Genomic DNA, 12915 nt, shown 5'->3' with positions numbered 1-12915 from the left:
TAAAGAGCAATAATTCAATAATTCAATAATTCAATAATTCAATAATTCAATAATTCAATAATTCAATAATTCAATAATTCAATAATTCAATAATTCAATAAAAATATGGCACACATCAATGTACCCGAAGGCGTTCCGGGCATCCGTTCGCTGGTCATGTTCAGGCCCGAAACAGGTAAGCCTTTATATGAGCTGGCGCAGATACTGCTGCGGGGCGAATCTACCCTATCACCCGCTGAGCGCGAACTGATAGCCGCATATGTATCGTACCGCAACAACTGCACCTTTTGCTACAGTAGCCATGCCGCTGCGGCAAGGTGCCTGTATGAAGACGATGCCCTTATTGTTGACGAGGTATTGAGAGATATGCAGGAGGCCCCGGTAAGCGATAAGCTGAAAGCGCTATTAAACATAGCTGGTAAAGTGCAAATCCTGGGTACCGAAGTTAAACAGGCCGATATTGACGCCGCCAAAAGTCTTGGCGCTACCGACCGCGAGTTACACGATACGGTACTGATCGCCGCGTCATTCAGCATGTTTAACCGTTATGTAGACGGGCTGGCCAGCCTTACACCAACAGATCCGGAAGCTTATGCAGAAATGGGCATACGTATGGCAAAGGGGTATACTTTACCTCCCAATACGCCATAGGTGTTCGGAAGAAAAAAAGCGGTGGAATGTGCGATTCCTTCCCTGGGGAAGGAGGAGGTAGGGGTTTAATTATGCGATCAAGTACACTTTTATGGTCGCGCGGCGAAACCCCTCCCTGCTTTTGCGCACATTGCCAGCCACACCCCTCCCGTGCGGAGGAAATAAATGATCCGAACACCTACCACCTCAACAACAATAATTATTCACCATAAAAAATATACCATGGCACATATTGAATTAAATAACGACTTGCCAGGCATAAGAGGCCTGATGTTTTACCGGCCCGAAACCGAGGCCCCCTTGAATGCCCTTGCCGAATTTTTGCTGCGCTCAGACAACTCGCTAACCCGTGGCGAGCGGGAGTTGATAGGCACCTACGTATCGTACCTGAACGACTGCTTTTTTTGCCAGAACGTGCATGGCGCGGTAGCCGGCCACTATCTTAACTGTAGTATAGACGATATAGATGCTATTAAAGCCGATTTTACATCCGCTAATATATCGCCTAAAATTAAAGCATTATTAACCATTGCCGGCAGTGTTCAAAAAGGGGGTAAAAATGTAACCACCGAGCAGGTAGATGCCGCCCGGAGCGAAGGCGCTACAGATATAGAGATACACGACACGGTGCTGATAGCCGCATCGTTTTGCATGTTTAACCGCTATGTAGATGGCCTGGGCACATGGGCGCCGCAAGACAGATCGTTTTATGTTAACCGCGCTCCCCAACGGGCAGTTGAAGGTTATGTGGGCAGTATTTTAAAATAATTTTTAGCCGATCTGCTTTATAATACAAAGGCCCTGTGTAGTAATACTGGGCCTTTTGTTTACACAACCGGACTTAACCCTGGCCCGAAAACAGGTGAATTAAATCCTGCTCTCCTGCTGCCCATAGTTTTATCAAAATACCTTTCTTGCAAACCGGCATTTCGTGTAGTCCTATCCAATCGTAACGCCAAAAAATCACACAATATTTTCAGCCAAAATCTGCTAAATACCTGTGAAACACGCAAAAGCGCGACTAAAAACGCATATCCATACTGATATATTGCACAGGCAACCAACTAAAAATTCTACTTTTTACCCGCCAATTTCTTTATCGAGTTATTTAGTCTGTTCATCGGCACATTATGCCCCCTTGGGTGCACACCTCCCATATTTGAGTCATTGTTTCACCAATTAAAAAAACGCTATGATCTCACCTCGACTATTTTTTTATTTAAAACCCCGATAAGTCAATTATGAGATCGTCAATTCAAATTACAGGCTTGCTGCTAATAGTGCTCAGCTCCTGCCAGTCAAAACTATACAATACCCCGGCCACCCGCGCTGTTTCTGTAAAGCGCCTCATCCCGCCGGCAGGCATGGTGTATATACCATCAGGCACTTTCCAATACAAACTGCAAGATGATGATGATAAATCCGAAAAACGCAATGTAAGCGTAAGCGCTTTTTTTATTGACAAAACCGAAGTAACCAATAAGCAATACCAGGCCTTTGTAAACTGGGTTGCCGATTCGGTAGCCATTACCGATTACCTCCACGATGATTCCTTTTACCTGCCATCCACAGGGGCAACCGTTGGTAAAAACCGCAAGGAGATCAGGCTGATAGACTGGGATAAAGTGCACAAGATTTCGCCCTTATGGAAACGCGCACCGGCAGACGTAAAAGAAAAGCTGGCCGGTATGATGACCATGCTCAATGGCCAGCGTATGCCCGACCCGGCATTAATGAACTACCGGTTTTATTACGTGCGCATGGATGGCGAAAAAAACAACCAGTATGTAATGGATACGGTCGGCGTTTATCCTAACGAGCATGTATGGTCGACGGATTTTCCGAACGCGCAAATGACGGTGATGGACGCCAACTACTTCAGCAATAAAATTTATGAGTATAACCCTGTAGTCGGGGTAACCTGGAAACAGGCCCGTGCTTATGCCGACTGGCGCAGTACGCAGTTAAAGGTGCTCATCAGGAACAATCCCAACCTTAAAAATTTTAAACTAAGTTTTGGTTTGCCTACCGAAGCACAGTGGCAATACGCCGCCGAAGCCAAGCTCGATCCAGCTGATACTGTAGAACGAACAGTAAAAACCACTATTGATAAAACTACCGGTAAGGAAAAACTTTCGCTCAACTTTAAACAAGGCGAGGGCGCCTACTCCAGCGATGGATCAACATTTACGCTGCCGGTTACCTCATATACCCCCAACGCCTTTGGCATTTACAACATGGCCGGCAACGTATCTGAGTGGACGATGGACGCTTTTAGCCCTTCGGCATCGCAACTGGTAAACGATTTAAACCCGGCTTTGCTGTATGATGCCGCCGATAAAGACTCGCCCCTATTAAAACGAAAGGTAGTACGCGGCGGATCATGGAAAGATAACGGCGAGATGCTGAACAGTGATACCCGTAGTTTTGAAGACCAGGGTAACGCCCACTCCTACATAGGTTTCCGCTGCGTGATGGCCGCCTTTGAACTCCCCGGCGAGCAGGTGAAAACAAGAAAATACGCTAAACGATAATTTTATGAAAAAGATAATAATAGTGATTGAAACCCTTCTGCTGATCGGTTTCGGCAGGGGTATGTCCTTTGCCCAGGCAATAGTGGCCGATAGTACGTTAACAGATACCCTGCCGGCATATGATAATTTAATTAAATCGGCCGATTTAGGAAAAGCAAAGCCTTTCCCCTATCCAAAGGCTAATGCCGCCAACATCAGGTTATATGCACAGGTTTGGCGGGATATCGACCTTTCCGACTCGGGCAACAGCATCCTTACCATCCCTGGTAAATCCCTTATGGAAGCTATCATGAAAGGGATAAAATCAGGCAAGCTTACGCCTTATGAAAAAGAGGATCTGAAAAAGAAACTCAGCGCCAAACAAGGCGAGTTGCGCTTTGCCGACTCGGTACTGATACCAATTTTTGATAAAGACGGTAACCAAACAGGCTCAAGGATGGCGCTTAACGAGTTCAACCCCGATAAAGTACGCCGGTTCCGGATTAAGGAAGATGTGTTTTTTGACAGGCAGCGCGGCCGGGTTGACACCCGCATTGTAGCGCTGGCCCCCATGATGCACATCAGCACATCAGCCGACCTGGCCGACAACCTGGCATTTACCCCGGCCTTCTGGCTTTATTTTCCACAGCTGCGGTACACGCTGGTGCAGGAGGATGTGAGCAACCCCGACAAGGACATTTTTGATTTTACGCTGGATGATGTGTTTATGCAGCACAAGTTTTCGGCCTACCTGGTAAAACAAGCGTCGCCGGGTGGGGTACAAAGTGGGCAACTGGAGCCGGGCAGCACCGAAGCGGTATTACTTGAACAAAAAATTGCCGACCTAAAAAAACACATCTGGCAAAACCCCAGGGGCGTAAACGCAAAAAATTTAGCACAAACAGATAGTAAAAAGGAGGAGAAGCTATGACAACGCAAGCAAAATTATTCAAGGAGTTTTTATTGATGATGCTCATATCGGGGCTGTTGTTTTGCTGCGGCAAGGCCAGCGCCCAGGTACTGCCCGAGTATAGTGCATTTCCAACATCATCATTTGGCGTACAGGTTGGTACGCAGGGGTTAGGCATCCAGGGATCATACAGTTTTTTGAAATCATTTAACGCCAGGATAGGTTTCAATACCTTCCCGGGGATGACGGTGCAATACAACGGCCGCGGTGCCCAGTTTAACCGCACATCGGTATTTGCCATTGCCGATTGGCAGCCCCTGTACGGCCAAAGCGACTGGCTGGCGCGTAAGTGGTACATATCTACCGGTATTGCTTATTATTTTTCAAATAATGTGTATAGGGAAGGGATAGGCACTACACCCAACTACACTATCTACATGTCGAAAGTAAGACCCTATATCGGCACCGGGCTGGGTAATATCCACCTGTTCAAAAACATAGGTATGCGTACGGATTTGGGGTGGTTTATTCCAACCAGTTCGGCCACATCAACCTATGGCGATAAGGCCAGCAAAGTAAGCAGCGGGTTACGGGGCCTGCTGCCTGGCCTTAATTCGGCGGTAACCATTTATGTAAAATTCTGATCTGTAAAACCATTAAAAATCAAATATCATGTTAAAGAGCAAAAAAATCAACTGGCTGCATATAGCCATTTCCTGGGGTGCCAGTATAGTTATCCTTGGCGCTATGTTTAAAATTAATCACTGGGGTGGCCAGCTTGGCACCTATATGATAGGGCTTGGTTTATCTGTAGAAGCCCTGCTGTTTTTTACCCTGGGCTTTTTCCCTCCGGCCGAAGAGCCGGAATGGGAAAAAGTATATCCCGAACTGGCTGTTGATTATGCCGGCGAAGTAACAAGGCACAGGCCGGTTCATCAAACCAACGGCGTTACCGCTGCCCTTGACGGCTTACTTACCCATGCAGACCTAAGCCCCGAAAAGATTAACAATTTGGGAGAAGGATTAAAACAATTTTCGGATAAAATGAGCCGGATAAACGCTATAGCTGATGCTTCATTAGGGACAGACGAATTTGCGGCGAAGCTAAAAACCGCTTCGTCCAAGTTTGATCTGTTGGGTACCATGTTCGAAAAAGCATCGGCCGGCTTTGCTACCATTGCCGATAGCCGCGATGATGCCCATGCCTATCAGCAACAGGTTTTAAAGCTAACACATAACCTGGCACATTTAAACTCATTATACGAGAGCGAACTGAGCGGGGCCGATAATAACCTGCGCCGCATTAACCAGTTTTACCAGGGCCTTACCGGCACCCTGAATAGTTTGCACGAGTCGGCAGGCGAAACCCGGGTGTTTAAGGATGAGGTGAACAAGCTGGTGCAAAATATATCATCATTAAATGTTTACTACGCCAACATGCTTTCGGCTATGAATCAGCAGCGGATGTAGTAAAAGGGGAACGACTTTTCGGGTTGGAACGCTGGTATAGGATGGTGGATATGTAGGGCGGCGAAAACTCACCCGGCGAGGCTGCGCCCGCCACCCTCTCTTCACCTGCGGTGGAAAGAGGGAATTGAACGGGGAATATCCTTAATGGAAGTAAACAAAAACGCTTTCAAGCCCCTCTTTCCGGCGAAGCCGAAGAGAGGGTGGCGGGCGCAGCCTCGCCGGGTGAGTCTTAACCAGCGTTCAAACCCGATAGTTCTCGTACCCCTCACTACGGCTAACAACATCCCACAAGGTGTTTATACCCTATCAAAGCAATTAATAAATCAAATTAAAACTTAAAAAAATGGCTGCAGGAAAAGAAACCACCAGGCAAAAGATGATCAATATCATGTACCTGGTTTTATTGGCAATGCTGGCCCTGAATGTATCAGAAACCATACTGGACGCGTTTAAAACCATAAACGACAGCTTAACTGCTTCGGCGGCAAACGTGGGTAATTCGGTACAGCAATTGTTCAGCACTTTTGAGCAAACCCGCCTTAAGGAATCGCCCGAAAGGGCCAAACCTGTATATGAAAAAGCAAAACAGGCAAGGGAAGTAACAACAGAACTGGATACTTACATCAGGGACATCAAAGCAGAACTTAGTAATCAAAGCAACGGATACGACTTTGTAACCGGCGACTTAAAACAGCGCGATAACCTTGATATCGGCTTTGATGTAATGATTAACAAAAAGCGGGCTACCGCGCTTAAACAAAAAATTAATGATACCCGCGAAAGGCTGCTCACTTTGTTAGGCCCGCAGGATAGCAAAACGGTATCATTCAATCTTAATGCCGATGACCCGGTAAAACGAGGCCCCAGCCACCGCAACTGGGAAGAGTTGAACTTTGGTGAAGGCGTGCCCTTAACCGCGACGTTTACGATACTATCGCGCATCCAGGCAGATAACAAAAATGCCGAATCGGAAGTAGTGAAAAAGATACTGGGCAAAATGGACCAGGCAGTAGTGAACCTGGATAAATTTGAGGCAGTGGCCGTGGCGCCAACATCGTACCTGATACAAGGACAGCCTTACACCGCGCAGGTATTTTTAACTGCTTATGATTCACGGTCAACCCCAACGGTACAGGTTGGCGGCAGCCCCATATCAGTTAAAGATGGCCGGGGTGTATACAATGTAAATACCAGCCGCGAGGGGGTATTTAACTGGAAGGGCACCATCAGCGTAAAACAAACCGATGGTACTATAAAAACCTATACCACGCCCGAGCAGCGTTACATTGTTTCAAGGCCATCGGCAGTGGTGTCGCCCGATAAGATGAATGTATTTTATATCGGGGTAGATAACCCGGTATCAGTGTCTGTACCAGGGATCCCATCAAAAAGCATCAGGATAGGTATTTCGGGCGGCACGCTCAGTGGTTCCGAAGGGAAATATGTGGCCAGGGTTACTACTCCTGGTACGGTAACCGTTTCGGTATCGGCAGAAATTGCGCCGGGTAAAGTACAGGTATTAAGCCATACCCAGTTCAGGGCCAAACGCATTCCTGATCCAGTTGCAAAATTCTCGGGCCGGTCAAGCGGCAGCGTACCTACCGTGGCCTTAAAAGCTCAGAATGCTATTTTTGCCATGCTGGATAATTTTGATTTTGACGCCAGGTTCAAAATCACTCGGTTCAGCCTTATTATAGCCAACCCCCGCGAAACCGCATCGGTACAGGTTGGATCGGGCAACACCCTGAATGATTCCATGACGGCATCCCTTAACAGCATCAAGCCAGGTTCAAGGGTAATTTTTGATAATATTATAGCGGTTGGACCCGATGGTTCGCCAAGGCAACTGGCGCCGGTGGCACTCACGGCCAATTGAGTTTAGTGTTGACTACCTAATGCGATGGATTCGGCATTGGGTAGTCAATATTTATTGTTAAGTTCCAGGTCATACCGCCTTTCGGTAAGCTCTTTATCAAACCCGTTGGATACCTTTTCTTCGGCTAACCGGAAGCCATAGCGCGTATATAACGAGATGGCTGCATGCTGTTCGTTGGTTGTCCATAAGTACGATTTGTTTATCTGCGATTCGTGCATATAGTTTATAAACCCATCCATCAGCTTTTTGCCGAGGCCAAGCCCCCGGTATTCGGGCCTAAAAATAAAATAGCGCAGTTGTATACTATCGCCGCGGTTAACGCCAACCAGCACACCTATCATTTGCTGCCGGTGCTCGCAAATCCATACCTTATCTTTACCGGCGTTGTATTGGCTGGCAAAGTCGGCCAGGCCTTGTAATACATAACGTTCAAAGTTAAGTCCGTAGCCACATTCCCGCGCATAAATATCTCCGTGCAGGTAAGCGATGTAACCCAGGTCGCCGGGTTGTAATACTGTCCGAATGTTAATATCACCGATGTTTAACGTTGTGCTCTTTTCGTTATCCATTGTTCATTTTAAAATAGTCATAATCTGTTGCATATGCGCTACCAGTTCCAGCTGTCTGGCAGCAGGCAAATCTTTTATCAGTTGGTTAATTTGTTTGTCTGATGCCTGGTTAAGTTTTTCAAATTCGGCCGTTCCTTTATCGGTAAGCGAAAGAACCATCGCCCTTGCATCATGTTCCGAAGGCTTACGGGCAATCAGTTTATCCTTTTCCAGTTTCTTCAATAACCGGCTTAAATAACTTTTATCGATATACATTGCCGGGATAATTTGCGAGGCCTGCATGCTTTTAGCCGCATGAAGTTCGTATAAGATACGCGCCTCGGCCAGCGAGTAATCACTTTGCAGCAGGTGTTTATCCAGCAAACCTATAATATCCGTATAAAAACGACTAAAGGCCCGAATTTGCTGAACTGGTGACGACTTTGTTTCCATATAAATAATGCAGTTACAAAAGCTAAGTTCACAAATATAGTTGACAAAGTCAACTATATTTGTGATTAATTTTAATTTTTTATGGCAATTAAAATCCTACCTTGTATCAACCAATTAGTTATGAAAAGAAAAACCTTTATCCGTTTAGGCGGCACACTTATGGCTACACCTTTTTTATCTCCCGTTATCTGCCTGGCCGGCCAGGCTCCCTTGCAAAACTGGGCGGGCAACCTTACTTACAGCACTGCCAATGTGCAGTATCCGGCTACGGTGGCCGAGGTACAGCAGCTCATAAAAAAACATAGCAAGCTAAAGGCGCTGGGTACCAGGCACTGCTTTAACCGCATTGCCGATAGCAAGGACGACCTGGTTTCAACCAAAGAACTCAATAAAGTAATTTCTATCGATAAAAAAGCCATGACCGTTACTGTTGAAGGCGGCATAAAATATGGCGAACTGGCCCCCTACCTACATAAAGAAGGCTATGCTTTACATAACCTGGCTTCGTTGCCGCATATTTCGGTTGCAGGCTCAATCACCACGGCTACGCATGGCAGTGGTGTTAAAAACGGCAACCTGGCCAGCGCCGTAACAGCGCTGGAAGTTGTTGTTGCCGATGGCAGCATAGTCCATTTTTCAAAAGCTGCTGACCCGGAAAAGTTTAACGCGGTGGTTGTTGGCTTAGGGGCGATAGGCATTATTACCAAAGTTACCCTGACCATCGAGCCCACTTATATGATGCGCCAGCGCGTGTTTTTGAAACTGCCTATGGCACAGGTTAAGCAACATTTTGAAGCTATAGTATCTGCAGGTTACAGCGTAAGTCTGTTTACCGATTGGCAAAACGACTACGTAAACGAGGTTTGGATAAAAAGCCGCATGACCGAAAAAGACCATGACGATCCCGAATTTTATGGTGCCAAAGCGGCCACCAAAAACCTGCACCCTATTTATGACCACCCTGCCGAAAGCTGCACCGACCAGTTAGGTGTACCCGGACCATGGTACGAGCGTTTGCCGCATTTTAAAATGGGCTTTACCCCAAGCAGCGGTAAAGAACTACAGGCAGAATATTTTGTACCGATAAAACATGCGGTAGCAGCCATTGAAGCGATTGCTAAATTAGGCAAGCAGGTTGGCCCGCATTTATTTATAACCGAGATACGCACCATAGCGGCAGATAACCTGTGGATGAGCCCTTGCCATAATCAAACCTCGGTAACCATTCACTTTACCTGGAAACCGAAGACCGAAGCTGTTACCAAACTACTCCCCGTTATTGAAAAGGCCCTTGCCCCTTTTAATGCCCGGCCACATTGGGGCAAAGTGTTTACGCTCGATCCGAAAGTGCTGGCCTCACGTTATGAAAAAATAGCCGATTTTAAAAAGGTGGTTGCAGATTATGACCCTCATGGTAAATTCAGGAACGCGTTTCTGGAGTATAATATTTATGGGGGATAGCAGCCAGGTGGGAAGAATAGTGTTTTAAATATTTTAATATTTATCTTATCTTTCTGCCTGTAAAGCCTTGTCATGTCCCGTTTGCGCTATTTGCTGCTGTTAATCCTTATTGCTACCGTTTACAAAGTTCATGCTCAGCAGGATATGGACTTGCATTTGAGTGACACCTTTTTAGCGGGCAAAAATATTCTAAAGGTAAAACGCGATTTTCTTGATCCATACCTATGGGTTTTGGCCCAGGGCAATAGCGTTTTTCGCATCAACAGCGTTACCGGTGATGTGGTTGATTACAGCAGCCGATTTGCAGGCTATAGCAATGTTAATTTTATTGACATTGCCGGCGACAGCAAGGATGTAGTATGTATTGCTACAAACAGCATTGTACTTAAATATACAAGCAGCGGTATCGAAGTTATTGGTACGTCAAAAGATATAACAGGAACTATAAATTCCATCGGCTTTAATTATACACAATCCGTATTTAGCCAGGGATTAGGAGATATCAGCAAAGACGAATTGATGATAGCTACAACGTATGGTCTTTATTTTTATTCTATGAAGGACGGAACGGCGAGGCGTATCAACATTGTTAACACCAATATGCGGTTATTTGAAAGCACCTATCGCTCGCTCATGTTTACTGATGTTATTAACGCCAATACCTATCCCGGCAACGCCAAATATTACGAAGTTGCCAATTTCTATACATCTTCTTTTGAGTATACCGGTTTTATATGGCTGGAGGGGGATAAGTTTGGCAAAACGCTTAAGTCTGCCTACTACGGTAATGGTAACATTTTTGATGCCTACAACCAGCGATTCCCTTATACCGGCAATCAGTTTTGGTCAACAGAAAATGGTTTATTCCAAAACAGGTGGAGCGGTTCAAATAACTCATATAACTCATATAAGCACTATCTTAACGGCATAAACATCAACAAGATCACCTCTATTTTTGGCTTAATTAACGTAAAAAGCTTAACGCAAGAAAATTATTTACTTGGAACCGACCAAGGTTTGTATTTTTCGAATTCGAACAACAAAACTCACGACAATCTTTTCGATTACTCATTTCAGCATTATGACGGCTTGGGCAATAAGGTGATCAACGATATTTGTGTTAACGCCACTTCTTACACGTCGCCAACATGCGAGGACGGGGTTTGGGTTGCCGCTCAGGATGGTTTGTATCTATTAAAGCCCGATTATGGCGCATACATTGACCAAACCCAACAATTACAGGGAATTTATATTGATGGTCAGGACCCGAGTGTAAATAAGTTTCAAGTATGCGGAAATACTATCTTAATGGCACGGCTCACCTACTCAAATTATGTTGGCGGCCTGGCACAATGGTATAAGGATGGCGTAGAGATCCCAAACGAAAGTAAGGACAAGTATACCATTACCAGTGCCGGCGACTATTATGCAATTTTATATGATCCCTGTTCGGCTTTGCACTTCGAATCAAACCATTTAAAAATAGCCCAAATTGCCGCCCCCGAATTCACCTTCAGCTATCCCGATGTATTAAACTACTGCGCCGGTTCATCAGCGAGCTTAAAAACCGACGACAAACCGAACTACCAATATCGCTGGTATAAGGATGGCGCGTTAAACGGTAATACAGCCGCCACGCTTGATAATATTACCGAAACCGGCAAGTACAAGGTAGAAGTAAGCGCCTGTGCAGGCAATTGGGTAGCATCAAAAGAGGTACAGGTAAACTTTATTGCTATCCCAACGCCGGTTTTGACCACCGATAAAGCAAGTTACTGCGATGGCGACCAGGCCACACTATCGGCCAATGTGCCTATTGATGCCTCGGCTATTTTGAATTGGACAAGTTACCAGTATGCCTGGTATAAAGATGACAGCCCCATAACCGGCAGCGCTGCATCAATAAACGTGAGCCAGCCGGGTAAATATAAAGTGGTGGTAACCGGTTGTTCCGGCTCGGTTTCGTCCGCCGAGCTGCAGGTCGACTTCATTAGACTGCCAAAACCTGTTGTATCTGCTAGTAAACCGGCATATTGCATTGGCGATATGGCCCAACTAACCGCGAATGTTAATATAGACCCGTTTACGACTGTAAACTGGCTCAGGGGCGGAAATATATTACCAGACGAACAGGACAAAGCGAGCATAACAACCAATATAGGTGGCAACTATACGGTAACCGTTGTAAGTGCTGGGTCCTGCAATATCGCGTCGTCTGCCTATAATTTAGGATTTACCCCACCGCCCACTGTCAGTATTCAACAAATTGTGAATACCACCTTATGCGATGGTCAAACGGTCGATCTTAAAGCAAGCTATACAAGCGGCACTGTTACCTGGAGTACCGGCGCTACATCCGACAAAATAAGCATCCAGCACTCGGGTACATTCAAAGCTACAGTTACAACAACGGCGGGTTGTACGGTTGATGAATCTGCTACGGTGCAGTATTTTCCCAATCCAACGTTAAACGTACCATCGGCTACGCTTTGTCAGTATACCAATGAAAGCATTACCCTTACAGCCCCCGCAGGTTTTGTCAAATACGAATGGAACGGGCAACCCGGCACCAACACTTTTACAACCAATAAATTAGGATCGGTTATTTTAACGGTAACCGATAACAACGGGTGCCAGGCATCACAAACCATTGCCATAAGCAGCCATTGCGATGATATACATATACCAAATGCATTTAGCCCCAACGGCGATGGCCATAATGATACCTGGGTAATAGCCGGCCTGGAGGGCGACCCAACCACAACCGTGAGGGTTTATAGCCGCCTGGGCAGTATGGTATTTCAATCACAAGGTTATGCCACGCCCTGGAATGGCACCTATAACGGCAGTAAATTACCCGCTTCGGTATACTATTACGTTATTAGCACAAAAGGCACAAAACAGGTGCTTAGTGGTTCAGTAACTATATTTAATTAGGTTATTAAAAGCATTTGGCAAGTTATTATAATAATTACCAGGCAATATTTTTTATTCCATATAAAATTGCGGTAGATTTATGTAATCTATAAACCC

Annotated in this window: 11 protein-coding genes; 9 read left to right on the top strand and 2 right to left on the bottom strand. The window is 45.8% G+C overall.

The window, feature by feature from the left end:
- Window positions 1-105: 105 nt before the first annotated feature.
- From BMX56_RS21590 to gldM, 7 genes are all read left to right on the top strand, one after another.
- Entirely contained in the window at window positions 106-651 is a 546-nt protein-coding gene (locus tag BMX56_RS21590) for a carboxymuconolactone decarboxylase family protein (RefSeq protein WP_090651761.1), read from the top strand.
- A 222-nt stretch (window positions 652-873) separates the two neighbouring features.
- On the top strand, window positions 874-1419 hold the full coding sequence (locus BMX56_RS21585; RefSeq protein ID WP_090651867.1) for a carboxymuconolactone decarboxylase family protein: 546 nt from the start codon (window positions 874-876) through the stop codon (window positions 1417-1419).
- 473 nt (window positions 1420-1892) lie between these two features.
- Window positions 1893-3185: a T9SS ring complex lipoprotein PorK/GldK gene (locus BMX56_RS21580; protein ID WP_090651760.1), complete on the top strand. Its 1293-nt coding sequence runs from the start codon at window positions 1893-1895 to the stop codon at window positions 3183-3185.
- Window positions 3186-3189: 4 nt separating this feature from the next.
- Window positions 3190-4095, top strand: a complete 906-nt coding sequence (gldN, locus tag BMX56_RS21575) for a type IX secretion system ring subunit PorN/GldN (protein ID WP_090651759.1) — start codon at window positions 3190-3192, stop codon at window positions 4093-4095.
- Complete coding sequence (locus BMX56_RS21570; protein WP_090651758.1) at window positions 4092-4718, top strand: hypothetical protein; 627 nt, start codon at window positions 4092-4094, stop codon at window positions 4716-4718. Before gldN ends, BMX56_RS21570 begins: the two co-directional genes overlap by 4 nt.
- 28 nt (window positions 4719-4746) lie before the next feature.
- A complete protein-coding gene (gene gldL, locus BMX56_RS21565) occupies window positions 4747-5544 on the top strand; it encodes a type IX secretion system motor protein PorL/GldL (RefSeq protein ID WP_090651757.1) in 798 nt (265 codons plus the stop codon).
- Window positions 5545-5887: 343 nt separating this feature from the next.
- The gene (gldM, locus tag BMX56_RS21555) at window positions 5888-7420 is read left to right on the top strand and encodes a type IX secretion system motor protein PorM/GldM (protein ID WP_090651755.1); all 1533 of its coding nucleotides are present in this window, start codon (window positions 5888-5890) and stop codon (window positions 7418-7420) included.
- Between the two features lie 44 nt (window positions 7421-7464).
- Here the strand turns inward: gldM and BMX56_RS21550 are convergent, their stop codons facing one another.
- Both BMX56_RS21550 and BMX56_RS21545 read right to left on the bottom strand, forming a co-directional pair.
- Window positions 7465-7989: a GNAT family N-acetyltransferase gene (locus tag BMX56_RS21550; RefSeq protein WP_090651754.1), complete on the bottom strand. Its 525-nt coding sequence runs from the start codon at window positions 7987-7989 to the stop codon at window positions 7465-7467.
- Window positions 7990-7992: 3 nt separating this feature from the next.
- Window positions 7993-8421 (bottom strand): MarR family winged helix-turn-helix transcriptional regulator, encoded by a 429-nt coding sequence (locus tag BMX56_RS21545; RefSeq protein WP_090651753.1) that lies wholly within the window; start codon window positions 8419-8421, stop codon window positions 7993-7995.
- 120 nt (window positions 8422-8541) lie between these two features.
- Here BMX56_RS21545 and BMX56_RS21540 point away from each other — a divergent pair, with 120 nt between their 5' ends.
- Window positions 8542-9882, top strand: coding sequence for an FAD-binding protein (locus BMX56_RS21540; RefSeq protein ID WP_090651866.1), 1341 nt, complete (start codon window positions 8542-8544; stop codon window positions 9880-9882).
- Between the two features lie 72 nt (window positions 9883-9954).
- Window positions 9955-12819, top strand: coding sequence for a gliding motility-associated C-terminal domain-containing protein (locus tag BMX56_RS21535; protein ID WP_090651752.1), 2865 nt, complete (start codon window positions 9955-9957; stop codon window positions 12817-12819).
- The last annotated feature ends 96 nt before the right edge of the window (window positions 12820-12915 follow it).

Source organism: Mucilaginibacter sp. OK283 (genome assembly GCF_900110415.1).
Lineage (GTDB): Bacteria > Bacteroidota > Bacteroidia > Sphingobacteriales > Sphingobacteriaceae > Mucilaginibacter.
This window is presented reverse-complemented; position numbering and strand designations above follow the sequence as displayed.

Coding starts and splice junctions, on each gene's coding strand:
- BMX56_RS21590 (WP_090651761.1), top strand. CDS start 106: ATGGCACACATCAATGTACCCGAAGGCGTTCCGGGCATCCGTTCGCTG.
- BMX56_RS21585 (WP_090651867.1), top strand. CDS start 874: ATGGCACATATTGAATTAAATAACGACTTGCCAGGCATAAGAGGCCTG.
- BMX56_RS21580 (WP_090651760.1), top strand. CDS start 1,893: ATGAGATCGTCAATTCAAATTACAGGCTTGCTGCTAATAGTGCTCAGC.
- gldN (WP_090651759.1), top strand. CDS start 3,190: ATGAAAAAGATAATAATAGTGATTGAAACCCTTCTGCTGATCGGTTTC.
- BMX56_RS21570 (WP_090651758.1), top strand. CDS start 4,092: ATGACAACGCAAGCAAAATTATTCAAGGAGTTTTTATTGATGATGCTC.
- gldL (WP_090651757.1), top strand. CDS start 4,747: ATGTTAAAGAGCAAAAAAATCAACTGGCTGCATATAGCCATTTCCTGG.
- gldM (WP_090651755.1), top strand. CDS start 5,888: ATGGCTGCAGGAAAAGAAACCACCAGGCAAAAGATGATCAATATCATG.
- BMX56_RS21550 (WP_090651754.1), bottom strand. CDS start 7,989: ATGGATAACGAAAAGAGCACAACGTTAAACATCGGTGATATTAACATT.
- BMX56_RS21545 (WP_090651753.1), bottom strand. CDS start 8,421: ATGGAAACAAAGTCGTCACCAGTTCAGCAAATTCGGGCCTTTAGTCGT.
- BMX56_RS21540 (WP_090651866.1), top strand. CDS start 8,542: ATGAAAAGAAAAACCTTTATCCGTTTAGGCGGCACACTTATGGCTACA.
- BMX56_RS21535 (WP_090651752.1), top strand. CDS start 9,955: ATGTCCCGTTTGCGCTATTTGCTGCTGTTAATCCTTATTGCTACCGTT.